The following is a 16,617-nucleotide window of genomic DNA, read 5'->3' on the forward strand; positions in this document are numbered from 1 at the left end:
CTCAGGTCGAGCGTGATTCCTTCTCGGCCACCAGCAGATACGCGACCATGAGCCGTTTGAGTTCGGCGACGGCGTCGGCGTGGCTCTGGCCGTCCTGTACCGAGAAATTCAACATCGAGTAGACGACGTGGACCAGGACCTCGGCCATCATCTTGCGGCGCTCGCGGGGCGTGTGCGGGGTGAGCGGCGCCAGCATTCGCGAGACCTGCTCGGCGAACTGTTTCTCGTGGATCACGCCGGTGGCCCGGGTCGACGGCGTCGACTGCATCGCCAGCCACACCTCACGCCGCGACGGATCCGACGTCCACAGCCCCGCCATGTGATCGACGAACTTGTTGAGGAACCGGAGCCAGTCGAGCGACGGTACCTCGCCGTTGAACGCCTCCAACTCCTGCTGCACGCCCACGAGATCCTGGCGGTTGAGCTCGCACACGATCACGTACTTGTTCGCGAAGAACTGGTACAGCGTGCCGATCGGCACATCCGCCCTGGCCGCCACCTCCTCGCACGTGAACGATTCGAAGCCGACGTCGACCAGCAGTTCCCGCGACGAGGCCAGTAGGGCGTCGAATTTGCGGCGGCTGCGCTCCTGCGTCGGGCGCCGCCGGGGCATGAGTTCCTGGGGGTCGCTCTGGACCTCCAGCGCGGGGTCCACCCTGCGAGGGGGACGGCGGCTGGTAGTGGACTCCACGAGCACAGATTATCGGTCTTTGCCGTCAGATTCGACGACCTGCCCGTTCTGGTGTTTCCCGCGGTACCGCTAACGCGTCGTCCGCCTGCGGTACAGCACCGTGGCGCCGACGAATCCGACGACGGTGACGGCGGCACACCACAGGACGGCCAGCACGGCGCTGTCGCCGATCGGCGTGCCCATCAGCAGCCCCCGAACCGTCTCGATGACGGGGGTGACCGGCTGGTTCGCGGCGAACCACTGCAGCCAACTCGGCATCGTGGCAGCCGGCACGAACGCGCTGCTGACGTAGGGCAGGAACAGGATGACGAACGTGAAGCCGCTCGCGGCTTCCGGGTTCTTCGCGAGCAACCCGAGCGCGGTCGACAGGTACGACAGCGCGAACACGAACAACGCGATGATCCCGATCGCCCCGAGCCACCGCACGGGGTCTGCCGTCGGGCGGAACCCGATCAGCAGCGCGAATGCGACGACGATCGCGGTCGTGATCATGTTCCGCACGACGCTCGCCAGCACGTGTCCGTTCAGGACCGCGGACCGTGCGATGGGCAATGTGCGGAACCGGTCGATGATGCCGTCGGTCATGTCGCTGGAGACGCTCACCGCCGTCGTGGACGCGCCGAAGGCCGCGCACAACAGGATGATGCCCGGCACGACGTAATCGATGTAGGCGCCGCCGGTGTCGATCGCGCCACCGAACACGTAGACGAACATCACCATCAACATGATCGGCAGGGCGAGGGCCGTGAGCATCGTGTCCGGGCTGCGCGAGATGTGGGTGAGGTTCCGCCACAACATCGTCCAGGAGTCGGACAGTGCGAACACGGGTTCGTTCACGGTCAGGGTCGATGTCGTAGATGGCACGGTCATCGGACTTCCTCCTTGCGGGCTCCACCGGTGAGGGCGAAGAACACGTCGTCGAGATCGGGGGTGTGCAGGGTGAACCGATCGACGGACAGCGTCGGGTCGTCGATGCGGTCGAGGAGCGCCTTGAGGGAGCGGATGCTGCCGTCGGTCGGGATCTGCAGCGTCGAGGCGTCGAGGTCGACGACGGCGTCGGACAGCGCTGCGCTCGCCCGCGCGAGCTGGGCCGGGTCGTGGACGGCGATCTCCACGTGCCCGCCCGGTACCAGCTGTTTGAGCTCGTCCGCGGTGCCTTCGGCGACGATCCTTCCGGCGTCGAGGACGGCGATCCGGTCGGCGAGCTCGTCGGCCTCGTCGAGGTACTGCGTGGTGAGCAGGATCGTGGTGCCGTCGCGGACCAGTTCGCGCACCATCGCCCACATGTCTCGACGGCTCCGGGGGTCGAGCCCGGTCGTCGGTTCGTCGAGGAACAGCACCCGCGGCCGCGCGACCAGGCTCATCGCGAGGTCGAGGCGTCGTCGCATTCCACCGGAGTAGGTGTCGGCACGCTGGTTCGCGGCGTCGGTGAGGTAGAACTGCTCGAGGAGTTCGTCTGCGCGGCGCCGTGATTCACGGCGACCGAGGTGATGCAGGTCGCCGATGAGGGTGAGGTTCTCACGGCCGGTGAGCAGTGTGTCGACCGACGCGTACTGGCCGGTGACGCTGATGTCGGCGCGGACCGCACGCGCCTGCGACGGCAGGTGGTGTCCCGCGACCTCGACCTGCCCGGCGTCGAACGGCAGCAAGGTCGACAGGATGCGGACCGTGGTGGTCTTGCCGGCGCCGTTGGCGCCGAGCAGCGCGAACACGCTGCCCGTGGGCACGTGGAGATCCACGTCGTCCAGCACCGTGCGGTCGCCGAAGGTCTTCCGTAACCCGGTCGCCGAGATGGCGTGCGTGGTCTGTGGTCGGTACATGAGCCGTCCTCCCCAAAACTGCGTACGTGATACACAACTGTTTACAACATACGCAGTTTTAGGATGAGCGCAAGAGTCGGCTCGAGAGAGGAGCGGTGACGCGGATGGAGACCACTGAGGGCGCGGCGCTGCCTCGGATCGTCGAACTCGCCTGGGGACTGGGCGAAGCCGGCAGCCGTGGCCCCAAGCGGGGCCTGAGCGTGAGCGAGATCCTCGATGCCGCCATCGAACTCGCCGACGACGAGGGCGTGGCGGCGCTGTCGATGGCGCGGGTCGCCAAGCGTCTGGGCTTCACCACGATGTCGCTGTACCGGTACGTCGAGAGCAAGGACGAACTGCTCGAGTTGATCTCCGATCGCGTCATCGGCCCGCCGCCGACGATTCCGCCGGAGCTGTCGTGGCGGGAGGGGCTCGAGGTGTGGGCGCGCGCCGAGTACGACACGCTCATGCGCCACCGGTGGTGGCTGCACCTGCCGATCAGCGGGGCCCCTCTCGGGCCGAACAACATCGCGTGGCTCGAGGCTGCTCTCGGAACTCTGGCATCGACGGCGCTGCCCGAGCCGCTCAAGGTGCAGGTTGCGCTGAACGTCTCGGTACACGTCATCGGCCGGGCCCGGTTCACCATCGATCTGGTCCCCGACGTGGAAGCGGACAACTACGCCAGCATCCTGCCGAGGGTCCTCGACCCGGCGCAGTTTCCGGCCCTGATGTCGGCGCTGGACAGCGGTGCGTTCGCGGAGGACGACGTCGATTGGCAGGACGCCGATTTCCGGTTCGCGCTGTCGCTGCTCCTCGATGGCGTCGAACGTCTCGTGGCGCAGTACGACACCTAGCGGCAGTACGCCACGTCGGCCGTCTCCGGCTCGTAGGCTCGGATGCGACGCGTCGAGAATGCTGGAGGTGGCCGTGGTGGTGCAGAAGTCGGACGAGATCCGGGCCCGGGTTCGGGAGCTGATGCCGACCGCGCGTGACGAACTCGCCGCGCTCGTGGCATTGCGGTCCATCGCGGATCCGAGGCAGGCCCCGCCCGAGCAGTGCGCCGCCGCCGCGAACTGGGTCGCCGACGCCTTCCGGGCGGCCGGGATCGGCCACGTCGAACTGATCGGGACGTCCGACGGTTCCCGCGCGGTCGTCGGGCATCAGCCGGGACCCGAGGGTGCGCCGACGGTGCTGCTCTACAGCCACTACGACGTCCAGCCTGCGGGCGACGAGGCGCTGTGGGCGACGCCGCCGTTCGAACTCACCGAGCGCGAGGGCCGGTGGTACGGGCGCGGTGCCGCGGACTGCAAGGGCAATGTCGTCATGCACCTGCTCGCGCTGCGGGCGCTCGCGGGAGCAGGGGAGCCGCTGCCCGTGGGGATCCGGATCGTGTCGGAGGGCTCCGAGGAGATGGGCGGCGGGGGGCTCGAGGATCTGGTCGAGCAGCGGCCCGAACTGTTCGCCGCGGACGTGGTCGTGATCGCGGACACCGGCAATGTCGCAGTCGGCCGGCCCACCCTCACGACGAGTCTGCGGGGAATCGCGAACGTCGTGGTGCATGTGGAAACCCTCGCGGGCGAACTGCATTCGGGCATGTACGGCGGTTCCGCGCCGGACGCTCTGGCCGCGCTCGTCCAGATGCTCTCCACGTTGCGGGACCACGGCGGCAACACCGTCGTCGACGGGCTCGACACCGCGCAGGACTGGGACGGTGTGGACTATCCGGAGGACCAGTTCCGGGCGGATGCCGGCGTGTTGGACGGGGTCCGGCTCACCGGTTCGGGCTCGGTCGCGGACGCGGTGTGGGCGCGTCCGGCGCTGACGATCCTCGGGATCGACGCTCCGCCGGTCGTCGGGTCCGCGGCGGCGATCCAGCCGCGGGCGTCGGCCCGGCTCAATCTGCGAGTGCCGGCGGGGATGGATCCGCACAAGGCGCAGGACGCGCTCATCGCGCATCTCGAGAAAGCGGCGCCGTGGGGCGCCCACGTGACGGTGGAACGTGAGGCGGTCGGGTCGCCGTTCCGGGCGAAGACGTCCGGGCCCGGCTACACCGCTCTGACGTCCGCGCTCGCGGAGGCGTTCGGCGCCGACGTGGCGGTGGCGGGGCAGGGCGGCACGATCCCGCTGTGCAACACCTTGGCCGGACAGCTCCCGGACGCCGAGATCGTGCTGATGGGTGTCGAGGAGCCGCGGGCGCTGATCCACGCGCCCAACGAGAGCGTTGACCCGTCGGAGATCGAGAATCTGGCCGTCGCCGAGGCCCTGTTCCTACAGGGCCTCGGCTGACGGGGCGGCGTCAGACCGACAGGTCGCGGCGGAGCTTGGCGACGTGGCCGGTGGCGCGCACGTTGTACTGGGCCACCTCGATCTTGCCGTTCTCGTCGACGAGGAACGTCGAGCGGATGACGCCCTGGACGACCTTGCCGTACATCTTCTTCTCGCCGAACGCGCCCCACGCGGTGAGCGTCGTCTTCTCGGGATCCGACAGCAGCGGGAAGGTCAGGCCCTCGTTGTCGCGGAACTTCGCGAGCTTGGCGGGCTTGTCGGGGGAGATGCCGACGACGTCCAGGCCGGCCTCGTTGAGTTCGGCGAGGCTGTCGCGGAAGTCGCACGCCTGCTTGGTGCAGCCCGGCGTGCTCGCGGCGGGATAGAAGTACACGATCACCTTGCGGCCGCGGTAGTCGGCGAGCGACACCTCGTTGCCGTCGGCGTCGGGCAGGGTGAAGTCGGGTGCGATGTCGCCGGGGGCGAGCCTGTTCTCGGTCACAGCGACTGAGGCTACCCAAGGCCCCCGACGGCTGTGGCCGACCGCGGACGGGCGCGGACGGCACGAGCGACGGTCCGCACGACGCCCCGCACTCCCTTCTGCTCTACGGTTGTGTCGAGCTGTGCCGGTAGCGTGACCGGCACAGCAGCATCACAGCCGCACCGATTCGAACCAGTTGGAGGACACGTGCCCAGGGACACCGAGAGCATCGAGCGGGACATCGAGAACGCCCGCAATCAACTCGCGCAGACACTCGACGTGCTCGCCGTCCGCACCAACCCCAAGCGGCTCGTCGAGACGACCAAGCAGAGTGTCCTCGCGAAGTTGAACGAGCCCGCCGTGAAGGCGGCGCTCATCGGTGCCGGTGCTGTCGTCGGGTTGCTGGTGCTGCGCAAGATCTTCCGCTGACGCGACCGGACCAGGTCCGGCAGCTCGAACGGGACGTCAGGTCACACATTCCCCGGGATCGTGTGACCTGACGTCCCGTTCGTCGTTTCGGAGGCATCGAGCCTTCGATCGGAAACGACGAAAGGCCCCCGCACATGATGTGCGGGGGCCTTTCACGGTGCGCCCACAGGGACTCGAACCCCGGACCCAGTGATTAAGAGTCACTTGCTCTACCAACTGAGCTATAGGCGCATGCCCATTTTGCCGGAGAACCGGCTGCTAGTGAACTAGCGTGCGCCCACAGGGACTCGAACCCCGGACCCAGTGATTAAGAGTCACTTGCTCTACCAACTGAGCTATAGGCGCATTGCTCGTCGCGAGGTGTCCCTCGTTCGGTGCGAGGAGAACATTAGCGGACGGCTTCGAGCGAAAGCAAATCAGTGGTCCTGTAACCCTCGAGCCGCAGGTGGCGATTGGTATTCGACCGTTACTCACGTGTCCGGCACGTCGGGGAAGTCGGCTGCGCGAACCTGGCATCATGCAGGAGCGCGGGTGCCGGAGGGATTGTCGGGTCGGCACGTGGGTGGGGTGGGTCGAAGGGACTTGCCTCGGTAGGTGTGCAGTGTGAAGTGGGGTTTTCATGAAGGTCAGTCGCGGTGAGGGTCGTCGGCGCGGGGGTGGAGCGACGAGATCGAGGCTGCCTGCCGCCGCGGCAGTGGTCGCAGCGGCTCTGGGGATGGTGATGCTCGTCACGGGGTGCACCATCTCGACCGGTGCGGCCGGCGCCTCCACTTCCGATACCGGGCCGGTCGACTCCAATCCGCTCGTCGCATTGATCCAGCCGAAGCTCACCACCACCGTCGTGGACGGCGCCGTGGGCTTCTCGCCCGGCGACCCGGTCTCGGTCCGGGTGGCCGACGGCCGGTTGGCGAACGTGGCGCTGCGCAACCCGGACGGCAAGACGGTCGCCGGAGCGGTGGCTCCGGACGGGCTGTCGTGGACCAACACCGAACCACTCGGATACAACCGCAAGTACACGCTCCAGGCTGACGCGTACGGACTCGGTGGCTCGACATCGACCACTCTGTCGTTCACGACCAGTGCCCCCGGGAACCTCACCAAGCCGTACGTGATGCCCGGCGACGGCAGCGTCGTCGGTATCGGCCAGCCCGTCGCGATCCAGTTCGACGAGAACATCCCCGACCGCAAGGCTGCGGAGGGCGCGATCGAGATCGTCACCGCGCCGCCGGTCGAGGGCGCCTTCTACTGGCTCAACAATCGTGAGGTGCGCTGGCGGCCGCAGAACTACTGGGCGCCGGGCACCACGGTCACCGTCGACGTCAAGGCGTACGGCCGAGATCTCGGCAAGGGATTGTTCGGGCAGGAGGACGTGCACTCGTCGTTCACGATCGGCGACGCCGTGGTCATCACCGCCGACGACGAGACCAAGCAGGTCACCGTCAACGTGTCCGGTCGCGACGTCAAGACGATGCCGACGTCGATGGGCAAGAACAGCACCCCCACGGACAACGGGGTCTACATCGTCGGAGACCGGTTCGATCACCTGGTGATGGATTCGTCGACCTACGGTGTCCCGGTGAATTCGCCGGACGGCTACAAGACGCCGGTCGACTGGGCCACGCGAATGTCGTACAGCGGCATCTTCTTCCACTCCGCGCCGTGGTCCCTCGGCGAGCAGGGCAACACCAACACCAGTCACGGCTGCCTGAACATGAGCCCCTCCAACGCGAAGTGGATCTACGACAACACCAAGCGTGGCGACATCGTCCTGGTCAAGAACACGGTGGGCGGCACCCTGTCGGGCACCGACGGACTCGGGGACTGGAACATCCCCTGGGAGACCTGGCGGGCCGGCAACGCGTAGCGGGCGATTATTCTGGGTGTGACCGAATCGTCCGAAGGAACGGGAGCTGAGCGTGGTAGCGGTGGGAGTCGGGGATCTCGTTCAGGCGGCGGGCCATGCGGGCCCGTGGACTGTTCTCGAGGTCCGGCATGGCATGGCGTTGCTCGAACACGCGGATGGGCACCGGCTCTCGCGTCGGACGACGACGCTGACCGTGGTGCGTAAGGCTGAACCAGGTGCGCGCGCCGCACGTTCGGTAGACGACGCGGACAGCGGCGACTCGCCGACGCTGTTCGACTAGTACCTGTCGCGACGCGTCTGCAAGATCGTGGCGTGAGACACAGCAAGAAGCGGCCGGCACCCATCGGGTGCCGGCCGCTTCTCGTGGAGCAGTCTGTGTGTCGACCTCTACGCGGGGAAGAGGGCGTTCAGTGCACCGACCAGGCCCAGGATTGCGCCGACGCCGGCAAGAGCGCCGCCGATGCCGGTGATGACCGGCTGGATCTGCTTGATCAGGGCGAGGTCGGAGTCGGAAGAACCCATTGTGAAGCTCCTTCATGTGATGCGGATTGGGGGGCGTGGCATGTGTCATGCCGCTGCATCAAAGATGCTGTGCGTCACAGTAGGGGCCGGATGAACAAACGGTTAATTGGAGGTCCCACTGAGTGGGACTTGTGAGTTTTTCCTGTTCAGGGCGATTTGTGTGTGTCACCGGGTACTTGAAAAGTGAACTGCATCACGCCGGCGTTGCTATCTCGCCTTTTGTGTATGCGGCGGACTTCGGAGGGCCTCGGCGGGCGATCGGTGCGCAGAACGCGCGGTGGCGGCGGAGCGCACGACGTGAGGGTGAGGTGCCGCCGGAGAAACGAGAAAAGCCCCCGGCGATGCCGGGGGCTTTTCTTCGGGGTGACTGACGGGACTCGAACCCGCGACAGCCAGGATCACAACCTGGTGCTCTACCAACTGAACTACAGTCACCATCGCTGTCGCTTCCGGCGGAACCGGTTGCTGCAGCGAGATGAATATTAGCCTGTCGATCGAGGAAAGTGCCAATCGGCTGGTCAGGCCGGTCCCAACTCCTTCGCGACGGCCGCGATCTCGGTGGTCGAGGGGCCCGGATCCGCCACGAACGCGGTGCGCCGGTAGTACTGCAGTTCGCGGATCGATTCCTTGATGTCCGCGAGGGCCCGGTGCGAGAGGCCCTTCTCCGGCTGGCCGAAGTAGATCCGCGGGTACCAGCGGCGGCACAGCTCCTTGATCGAGCTGACGTCGATCATGCGGTAGTGCAGGTGCCCGTCCAGTTCGGGCATGTCCCGGGCGATGAAGCCGCGGTCGGTCGCGATGGAGTTGCCTGCCAGCGGCACGGTGCCGGCGACGGGCACGTGCTCGCGGATGTAGGCGAGCACCATCTGTTCCGCCTCGGCGACGGTCACCGTCGACGCGCGTACCTCTTCGGTCAGTCCGGACTTGGCGTGCATCTGGGTCACGACGTCGGGCATGTCCGCCAGAGCGTCGTCGTCGGCGTGGATCACGATGTCCACGCCTTCACCCAGGATGTTGAGGTCGCTGTCGGTCACCAATGCAGCGATCTCGATGAGCTTGTCCGTACCGAGCCGAAGGCCCGTCATTTCACAATCGATCCATACCAATTTGTCCTGCACGAGAAACACAGTAGTCACGCCCGGGCGGGATATTGTCCACGGTGGAGAACTTCCCGCACGCTTTCTGCTCGAGGAGGACACCACATGACGGTTGACCCGACGCCGGCGGAGAAGGCTCGGATCGCGAAAGCGGCCGCCGAGGAGGCGGCTCGCGTCGCTGCGGAAGCGGCAGCGGCTGCGGAAGCGGCCGAGCGTGAGGCGGCCGAGCGTGAGGCGGCCGACGCGGAGCGGGCGGAGTGTGAAGGCGCGAAGGCCGGTCCGGACAATGGGGGTTCGGCCGAGGGGTTCGGCGCCACCGCCGAGATCGCGTCCGGATACGCGTCGGAGGGAGCGGCCCTCGAGCTCGGGGCGGTCGTCGTCGACGGTGCAGTGGATGCACGTGCCCGCGTGCGGATTCCGCTGGCGACCGTCAACCGCCACGGACTGATCGCCGGCGCCACTGGCACGGGCAAGACGAAGACACTGCAGGGCATCGCCGAACAGCTCTCGGCGGCAGGTGTTCCCGTCGTGATGGCGGACGTCAAGGGCGACCTGTCCGGGCTGTCCGCGCCGGGGGAATCGAACGACAAGATCACCGGTCGAGCCGCGGAGACCGGGGACCCGGACTGGGTGCCCACCGGCTACCCGGTCGAGTTCGTGTCGCTGGGAACCGAGGGCATCGGGATCCCGGTGCGTGCCACCGTCACGAGTTTCGGGCCGATCCTGCTCAGCAAGGTCCTCGGACTCAACGAGACCCAGGAGTCGACGCTGGGGCTGATCTTTCACTGGGCCGACACCCGGGGGCTCGCCCTGCTGGATCTGAAGGACCTGCGCGCGGTGATCGCGCATCTCACGTCCGACGAGGGCAAGGCCGACCTCAAGGGCATCGGGGGCGTGTCGGCGGCCACCGCGGGTGTGATCCTGCGCGCGCTGGTCAATCTCGAGGCCGACGGCGGTGACACCTTCTTCGGTGAGCCCGAGTTCGAGACCGAGGATCTGCTGCGGGTGGGCGCCGACGGGCGCGGGGTGGTGACGCTGTTCGAACTCGGCGCGCAGGCCGCGCGTCCGGCGATGTTCTCGACGTTCCTGATGTGGGTGCTGGCCGACCTGTTCCAGACGCTGCCGGAGGAAGGCGACCTCGACAAGCCGAAGCTGGTCTTCGTCCTCGACGAGGCACACCTGCTCTTCAAGGACGCGTCCAAGGCGTTCCTGGCGCAGGTGGAGCAGACGGTCAAGCTGATCCGGTCGAAGGGCGTCGGCGTCTTCTTCTGCACCCAGTTGCCCACCGATGTCCCCAATGCCGTGCTCTCGCAGCTCGGTGCGCGGGTCCAGCACGCGCTGCGCGCCTTCACCCCGGACGACCAGCAGGCACTGACCAAGACGGTCCGTACGTATCCGAAGACCGCGCACTACGACCTCGAGAAGGCGCTCACCTCGCTGGGGACCGGTGAGGCGATCGTCACCGTGCTCTCGGAGAAGGGCGCTCCGACTCCGGTGGCGTGGACGAGGATCCGGCCGCCGCGGTCGCTGATGGACACGATCGGCGACGACGGGATCCGGGCGGCGTCCGGCGCCAGCGGGTTGCAGGCGAAGTACGGGCACACCGTGGACCGGGAGTCGGCGTACGAATTGCTGACGGCGAAGGTCGCGGGCGCGCCGAACCTCGACCCGACGTTGGATGTGCCGCCCTTGCCGGACCTTCCGGATCTGCCGCCGCCGCCCGCCCCGAACGAGGGGCCGAGTGTTGCCGAGCAGATCCTCGGCAACACGGCGGTCAAGAGTTTCCTCCGGTCGGCGGCGTCGGCTGCCGGGCGGGAGATCTCGCGGAGCATCTTCGGTACCGGGCGCAGGCGACGGAGGTGAGTGCGCCCGGCACCGAGGTGGCGGTCAGTCGAACAGGACGACGCCGCGGATGTTCTTGCCCTCGTGCATGTCGATGTACCCCTGGGCGATGTTGTCGAGCGTGTAGGTGGTGGTGATCAGTTTGTCGAGCTCGAGCTTGCCGCTGCGGTACAGCTCGACCATCCACGGGATGTCGGCGCTCGGCGCGGACGCGCCGAACAGCGAACCCTGGATGCGCTTCTGGTAGAGCGTGAGCTCGAGCAGGCTGACCGGGATGCCGATGTCGGTGCCCTTGCCGAGACCGGTGACGACGACGGTGCCCGCCTTGCGGATGGACGAAAATGCCTGCGCCACATGCTCACCAGTGGTCACGCCGACCGTCACGATCGCGGAGTCCGCGCCCTGACCATTGGTGAACGATCGGGCGATCTCGGTGGCCTCCTCCATCGTCGCGACCGCGTGGGTGGCGCCGAGTTCGAGGGCGGTGGTGCGCTTGAACTCGACCGGGTCGACGGCGATGATGTGCGCCGCGCCGGCGTGAGCCGCGCCCTGGACGGCGTTGATGCCGATCCCGCCGATACCCATCACGATGACCGTGTGGCCGGGATAGACCTCGGCGGAATTGACGGCTGCACCCCAGCCGGTACCGACACCGCACCCTAGGAGACAGAGCTTGTCCAGCGGGAGGTCCTTGTCGACCTTGACCGCGGAATCGACGTGCACGGTGGAGTACTCGCTGAAGGTGCCGAGCCCGCACATCTGCGCCACGGGGGTGCCGTCCATCGAGAGCCGGAAGCTCTCCGGATCGTCCGGGCGGCTTCCGCTCATGATGGTGGCGCCGCGGTCGCAGAGGTTCTGCAGCCCCTTCGCGCACCAGCGGCACCGCCCGCAGCCCGCGAGGAACGAGAAGATGACGTGGTCGCCGACCTCCCAGCCGTCGGTGTGCGGTCCGACCTCGACGACGATGCCGGAGCCTTCGTGACCGCCGCAGATCGGCAGGTGGCTGTAAGCGTGGTCGCCCTTGGCGAGGTGATCGTCCGAGTGGCACAGGCCGGACGCGACCATCTTGACCATGATCTCGTTCTGTCGTGGGCCGGCGAGTTCGAGCTCGACGACCTTGTAGGTCCCAGGTGCTTCGGTGATGACGGCGCCGCGGGTCTTCACAGGTTCCTCCCAGTGGACATAACAGTGTGTTGTGCATCACTATCAGTTCCGGCGGGTCCGCGTGGCGGATGTGATCCCACTCACTGGAATCGGTCAGGCGTCGGATTCGCGCGCCATGAGGTCGGCGACGGTCTCGCGGCGGATCAGCTCGCGAATGTGCCCGTCCCGCACCGCGACTACCGGTGGCCGGCCGACGCCGTTGTACGTCGACGCGAGGCTGTGGTGGTAGGCGCCGGTGCACGGCACGGCGAGGACGTCCCCGGGATGCAGGTCGACGGGGAGTGAGACGTCCTCGGCGACGACGTCGCCGGCCTCGCAGTGCCGTCCCACCACGGTCACCGTGGTGTGGCGGCCCAGTGGATGCCGGTTGGCGATCACGACGTCGTACCGGGCGCCGTACAGCGCGACCCGGGGGTTGTCGCTCATGCCGCCGTCGACGGCGACGAAGGTGCGTCCGCCGGCATGAGTCTTCGTCGACACGACGCGGTACAGGGTGACCCCGGCCCGGGCGACGATCGCCCGTCCCGGTTCGAGCACGATCTGTGGGCGGGGGAAGCGGTTGCGCGCGCAGGCGTCGTCGAGGGCGTCGTCGACGACGGCGGCCAGGACCGCCGGATCACACTCCGGGTCGCCGGGGCGATAGGGCACGGCGTGTCCGCCGCCCAGGTCGAGGGTGGTGAGGATGATGCCGTGATCGCTGCGGATCTGCGCCATCTGCCCGACCAGCCGGGCGACGGCGGACCGGAAGCACTCGGCGTCGGCGATCTGGGACCCGAGATGGCAATGGAGGCCGACGAGTTCGAGGTTCGGCTGCTCGAGGACCAGTCGCGCGGCATCGCCCGCCTGATCGTGGGACAACGGGAATCCGAACTTCTGGTCGTCGACCCCGGTCGCCACCGCGCGATGGCCGTGGATGTCGATGCCGGGCGTGACCCGCACCAGCACCTGGACGCGCCGGTTCGCGATCGCGGAGAGGAGGCGGATCTCGGTGAGAGAGTCCACCACGATCCGGCCCACTCCGGCGTCCACCGCGGCCCGCAGTTCCGTCGCGGTCTTGGCGTTGCCGTGCAGAATGATCCGAGCCGGATCGACGCCCGCGGACAGCGCGATCGCGAGTTCGCCGGCCGAGCACACGTCGATCGACAGCCCCTCGCGGGTCACCCAGTCCGCGACCGCGCGGATCATCAGGGCCTTGCCCGCGTAGGCGATCTCGGCCTCGGGGAACGCGGCGCGGTATGCGCGGCAACGGTGCCGCACGTCGGTCTCGTCGAGGACGTAGGTGGGTGTGCCGAACTGGTCGGCGATGTCGTCGAGCGCGACTCCGCCGACCCGGATCCGGCCCCGGTCGTCGTGGTCGGTGGTGGTCGGCCACAGCGCCGGATCCAGTCGCGGCGTCATCGTCGTGCGAAGGGACGGAAAGAGATCGAGCAGGGTCACCGGCGTCTCCTGAGGGTGCCCGCATCCGGGTGGAGCGGGGTCACCTTCAGGACTACGCCGGTCCCGTGCTCATCGGTCGGTTCTTGACGGGTGCTTGACGGCGCCCGCCCGAGCCCTGACGCGCGGTTGACGCGAGGTGCGTCAGCCGCCCAGTTTCCGGTAGAACGTGCCGACGATCGGGGCGACGACGGCGCGCGGGCTGTACTGGCCGGCCACCGACATGCCCTTGCTCAGGATGCCCGGCACGATCCGCATCTTGTTCTCGGCCAGCGCGTCCAGCGAGACCTTCGCGACGTACTCGCTCGAGATCCACAGGAAGTCGGGGACCAGCTTGTCGACGATCGACGCCTCGGCGGGGTCGGGGGTCTCGGTGCGCACCGGGCCCGGCGCGAGCAGCGTGACGTTGACGCCGCTGCCCTTGAGTTCGCCGCGCAGCGACTCGGAGAACGTGTTCACGAACGCCTTGGTGGCGGCGTAGGTGGCGTTGTTGGGGATCGGCATGTTGCCGGCCGCCGAGCCCACCATCAGGATCGCGCCCGACTTGCGCGCCACCATGCCCGGCAGGACCGCGAGGGTGAGGTCGTGGACGGCGACGGAGTTGAGCTCGACCTGGTCGCGCTCGTACGACGGATCGAGCTCGCTCACGGGACCGAACGTCGCGATACCGGCGTTGTTGCACAGGATCGAGATCTCGCGCTCGGACAGCTCGGTCACCAGCGGGGCGCGGCCCTCGCGGTCGGACAGGTCCACGGCGCGGACCTCGACCTCGACGCCGTACTTCTCGCGCAGCTGGGCGGCGAGCTTCTCCATGACGTCGCCTCGGCGGGCGACGAGGATCAGCGAGTGTCCGCGCGCGGCCAGTTCGGCGGCGAGGGCCTCGCCGATGCCGGAGGAGGCGCCGGTCACGACCGCGCGGGCGTCTGGGGTGGGGTTCGGCAGGCTCACGAGAATGCAGCGTAGTCGGTGCCCGGATTCGTGGTGGTCATGCGCTCAGATGCTCGCCGCCAGCCGGGTGCCCTGCTCGATCGCGCGTTTGGCATCGAGTTCGGCGGCGACGTCGGCGCCGCCGATGATGTGCGTGGTCACACCGGCGACCGTCAGTTCGTCGACGAGGTCGCGCACCGACTCCTGCCCCGCGCAGATCACGACGGTGTCCACGTCGAGCGTCCGAGGACGCTCGTGCTTCTCGCCGAACGTGATGTGCAGACCGGCGTCGTCGATGCGCTCGTAGTTGACGCCCGACAGTTCGTGCACGCCCTTCGCCTTCAGCGCGGCGCGGTGCACCCAGCCGGTGGTCTTCGCGAGCCCGGCACCGATGCGCCCGGGCTTGCGTTGCAGCAGGTACACCTCCCGCGGCGACGGTGACGGCCGCGGCGTCGTCAGCGCACCGGGAGCGGACTCGGGATCGGTGACGCCCCACTCCTGCTTCCACTCCTTCAGGTCCAGAGTGGGGGAGTGCTCGTGGGTGAGGAATTCGCTTACGTCGACGCCGATGCCGCCGGCGCCGATCACCGCGACCGTCCTGCCGACCGGCTTCCTGTCCCGCACAACCTCGGCGTACGACAGCACCTTCGGGTGGTCGACGCCAGGGATGTTCGGGACGCGCGGGGTCACGCCGGTCGCGAGGACCACCTCGTCGTAGCCGGAGGCGATCAGGTCGGCGGCGGTGACGCGGGTGCCGAGCCGGACGTCGACACCCGCGAGGTCGAGTTGGCGGCGGTAGTAGCGGATGGTCTCCGCGAACTCCTCCTTGCCGGGGATCCTCTGCGCGATACCGAACTGGCCGCCGATGTCGTCACGTGCCTCGAACAGGGTGACGGTGTGGCCGCGTTGCGCGAGGTTGAGTGCCGCCGACAGTCCGGCCGGTCCGGCGCCGACGACCGCGAGGGTCTTCTTTCGTCGCGTCGGCAGCAGGACCAGCTCGGTCTCGCGCCCCGCACGCGGATTGAGCAGGCACGAGACGTGCTTGTTGACGAACGCGTGGTCGAGGCACGCCTGGTTGCAGGCGATGCAGGTGTTGATCTCGTCGGGTGCGCCGGCCTCGGCCTTGCGGACCCACATGGGGTCGGCGAGCATCGGCCGGGCCATCGAGATCAGCCGGGCGTCGCCGCGGGTGAGGATCTCCTCGGCGGTCTCGGGCATGTTGATGCGGTTGGACGCCGCGACCGGGATGGACACGTGCTTCGCGAGTTTGTCGGTGATGTCGGCGAACGCTGCGCGCGGTACCGACGTCACGATCGTCGGCACCCGCGACTCGTGCCAGCCGATGTCGGTGTTGATGATGGTGGCGCCGGCGGCCTCGACTTCCTGTGCGAGCGCGACGATCTCGTCCCAGCTCTGTCCACGCTCGACGAGGTCGGCCATCGACAGCCGGAACAGGATGATGAAGTGCGGGCCCACGGCGGCGCGGGTGCGGCGCACGATCTCGACAGCCATCCGGCGACGCTTCTCGGGGGTGCCGCCCCACTCGTCGGTGCGACGGTTGGTGCGCTCGGACAGGAACTGGTTGATCAAGTAGCCCTCGCCGCCCATGATCTCGACGCCGTCGTACCCGGCCGAACGGGCCAGACGGGCACAGCGGACGAAGTTGCGGATCTGCCAGCGCACGCCACGGCTCGTCAGGCGCCGCGGCCGGAACGGGTTGATGGGCGCCTTGATCGACGACGCGGACACACTCAGCGGCTGGTAGCTGTACCGGCCGGCGTGCAGGATCTGCAGCGCGATCTTGCCGCCCTCGTCGTGGACGGCGTGGGTGATGACGCGGTGCCGACGGGCCTCGAACCGGTTGGTGAGCTTCGCGCCGAAGGGCAGCAGCCAGCCCGTCCGGTTGGGGGCGTAGCCGCCGGTGACGATGAGGCCGACGCCGCCGCGGGCGCGTTCGGCGTAGAACTCGGCCAGACGGGCGGTGTTCTTCGCGCGGTCCTCGAGGCCGGTGTGCATCGACCCCATGATCACGCGATTCCTCAGCGTCGTGAATCCGAGGTCGAGTGGCGAGAGCAGATGCGGGAACTGGGAAGTCATGCCGG

The 16,617-nt window shown here is 68.0% G+C and carries 16 protein-coding genes and 3 tRNA genes; 6 read left to right on the forward strand and 13 right to left on the reverse strand.

Going from position 1 to position 16,617, the window contains the following annotated elements; all coding sequences use genetic code 11:
- Nucleotide 1 precedes the first annotated feature (1 nt).
- From DEU38_RS24950 to DEU38_RS24960, 3 genes are all read right to left on the reverse strand, one after another.
- Nucleotides 2-655: a TetR/AcrR family transcriptional regulator gene (locus tag DEU38_RS24950; protein ID WP_397484756.1), complete on the reverse strand. Its 654-nt coding sequence runs from the start codon at nucleotides 653-655 to the stop codon at nucleotides 2-4.
- 105 nt (nucleotides 656-760) lie between these two features.
- Nucleotides 761-1,561, reverse strand: a complete 801-nt coding sequence (locus tag DEU38_RS24955) for an ABC transporter permease (RefSeq protein WP_397484757.1) — start codon at nucleotides 1,559-1,561, stop codon at nucleotides 761-763.
- Nucleotides 1,558-2,511, reverse strand: a complete 954-nt coding sequence (locus tag DEU38_RS24960; RefSeq protein WP_114724074.1) for an ATP-binding cassette domain-containing protein — start codon at nucleotides 2,509-2,511, stop codon at nucleotides 1,558-1,560. The genes DEU38_RS24955 and DEU38_RS24960 overlap by 4 nt, the downstream gene beginning before the upstream one ends.
- A gap of 104 nt (nucleotides 2,512-2,615) precedes the next feature.
- Between DEU38_RS24960 and DEU38_RS24965 the strand changes: the two genes are divergently transcribed.
- Both DEU38_RS24965 and DEU38_RS24970 read left to right on the forward strand, forming a co-directional pair.
- Nucleotides 2,616-3,344 carry a TetR/AcrR family transcriptional regulator gene (locus DEU38_RS24965; protein ID WP_114724075.1) on the forward strand — a complete coding sequence of 243 codons (729 nt, stop codon included), beginning with the start codon at nucleotides 2,616-2,618 and terminating at the stop codon, nucleotides 3,342-3,344.
- Nucleotides 3,345-3,417: 73 nt separating this feature from the next.
- On the forward strand, nucleotides 3,418-4,776 hold the full coding sequence (locus DEU38_RS24970) for a dipeptidase (protein WP_258558151.1): 1,359 nt from the start codon (nucleotides 3,418-3,420) through the stop codon (nucleotides 4,774-4,776).
- Between the two features lie 10 nt (nucleotides 4,777-4,786).
- Here the strand turns inward: DEU38_RS24970 and bcp are convergent, their stop codons facing one another.
- Nucleotides 4,787-5,257 (reverse strand): thioredoxin-dependent thiol peroxidase, encoded by a 471-nt coding sequence (bcp, locus tag DEU38_RS24975; RefSeq protein WP_114724077.1) that lies wholly within the window; start codon nucleotides 5,255-5,257, stop codon nucleotides 4,787-4,789.
- Nucleotides 5,258-5,443: 186 nt separating this feature from the next.
- Here bcp and DEU38_RS24980 point away from each other — a divergent pair, with 186 nt between their 5' ends.
- Entirely contained in the window at nucleotides 5,444-5,665 is a 222-nt protein-coding gene (locus DEU38_RS24980) for a DUF3618 domain-containing protein (protein ID WP_031936604.1), read from the forward strand.
- A gap of 158 nt (nucleotides 5,666-5,823) precedes the next feature.
- Here the strand turns inward: DEU38_RS24980 and DEU38_RS24985 are convergent.
- Nucleotides 5,824-5,896: transfer RNA gene (locus DEU38_RS24985), tRNA-Lys, on the reverse strand.
- 41 nt (nucleotides 5,897-5,937) lie between these two features.
- Nucleotides 5,938-6,010: transfer RNA gene (locus DEU38_RS24990), tRNA-Lys, on the reverse strand.
- A gap of 274 nt (nucleotides 6,011-6,284) precedes the next feature.
- On the opposite strand from DEU38_RS24990, the gene DEU38_RS24995 reads away from it, so the two are divergent.
- Both DEU38_RS24995 and DEU38_RS29520 read left to right on the forward strand, forming a co-directional pair.
- Nucleotides 6,285-7,529: an Ig-like domain-containing protein gene (locus DEU38_RS24995; protein WP_114724078.1), complete on the forward strand. Its 1,245-nt coding sequence runs from the start codon at nucleotides 6,285-6,287 to the stop codon at nucleotides 7,527-7,529.
- Between the two features lie 46 nt (nucleotides 7,530-7,575).
- Complete coding sequence (locus DEU38_RS29520; RefSeq protein WP_114724079.1) at nucleotides 7,576-7,809, forward strand: hypothetical protein; 234 nt, start codon at nucleotides 7,576-7,578, stop codon at nucleotides 7,807-7,809.
- A 107-nt stretch (nucleotides 7,810-7,916) separates the two neighbouring features.
- Here the strand turns inward: DEU38_RS29520 and DEU38_RS29525 are convergent, their stop codons facing one another.
- From DEU38_RS29525 to orn, 3 genes are all read right to left on the reverse strand, one after another.
- Entirely contained in the window at nucleotides 7,917-8,051 is a 135-nt protein-coding gene (locus DEU38_RS29525) for a hypothetical protein (protein WP_258558152.1), read from the reverse strand.
- 362 nt (nucleotides 8,052-8,413) lie between these two features.
- Nucleotides 8,414-8,486 (reverse strand) — tRNA-His (locus tag DEU38_RS25005).
- An 83-nt stretch (nucleotides 8,487-8,569) separates the two neighbouring features.
- On the reverse strand, nucleotides 8,570-9,169 hold the full coding sequence (gene orn, locus DEU38_RS25010) for an oligoribonuclease (RefSeq protein WP_114724110.1): 600 nt from the start codon (nucleotides 9,167-9,169) through the stop codon (nucleotides 8,570-8,572).
- Between the two features lie 84 nt (nucleotides 9,170-9,253).
- Here orn and DEU38_RS25015 point away from each other — a divergent pair, with 84 nt between their 5' ends.
- Nucleotides 9,254-11,011: a helicase HerA-like domain-containing protein gene (locus DEU38_RS25015; RefSeq protein WP_114724080.1), complete on the forward strand. Its 1,758-nt coding sequence runs from the start codon at nucleotides 9,254-9,256 to the stop codon at nucleotides 11,009-11,011.
- Nucleotides 11,012-11,035: 24 nt separating this feature from the next.
- Here the strand turns inward: DEU38_RS25015 and DEU38_RS25020 are convergent, their stop codons facing one another.
- The 4 genes from DEU38_RS25020 to DEU38_RS25035 form a co-directional block, all read right to left on the reverse strand.
- Nucleotides 11,036-12,154, reverse strand: coding sequence for an NDMA-dependent alcohol dehydrogenase (locus DEU38_RS25020; RefSeq protein ID WP_114724081.1), 1,119 nt, complete (start codon nucleotides 12,152-12,154; stop codon nucleotides 11,036-11,038).
- A 93-nt stretch (nucleotides 12,155-12,247) separates the two neighbouring features.
- Nucleotides 12,248-13,591: a diaminopimelate decarboxylase gene (gene lysA, locus DEU38_RS25025; RefSeq protein WP_114724082.1), complete on the reverse strand. Its 1,344-nt coding sequence runs from the start codon at nucleotides 13,589-13,591 to the stop codon at nucleotides 12,248-12,250.
- A gap of 141 nt (nucleotides 13,592-13,732) precedes the next feature.
- Entirely contained in the window at nucleotides 13,733-14,536 is an 804-nt protein-coding gene (gene cmrA / locus DEU38_RS25030; protein ID WP_114724083.1) for a mycolate reductase, read from the reverse strand.
- Nucleotides 14,537-14,581: 45 nt separating this feature from the next.
- A complete protein-coding gene (locus tag DEU38_RS25035; protein WP_114724084.1) occupies nucleotides 14,582-16,612 on the reverse strand; it encodes an NADPH-dependent 2,4-dienoyl-CoA reductase in 2,031 nt (676 codons plus the stop codon).
- Nucleotides 16,613-16,617: the final 5 nt, after the last annotated feature.

It is taken from the genome of Rhodococcus sp. AG1013, assembly GCF_003350365.1.
In the GTDB taxonomy this organism is placed as follows: domain Bacteria; phylum Actinomycetota; class Actinomycetes; order Mycobacteriales; family Mycobacteriaceae; genus Prescottella.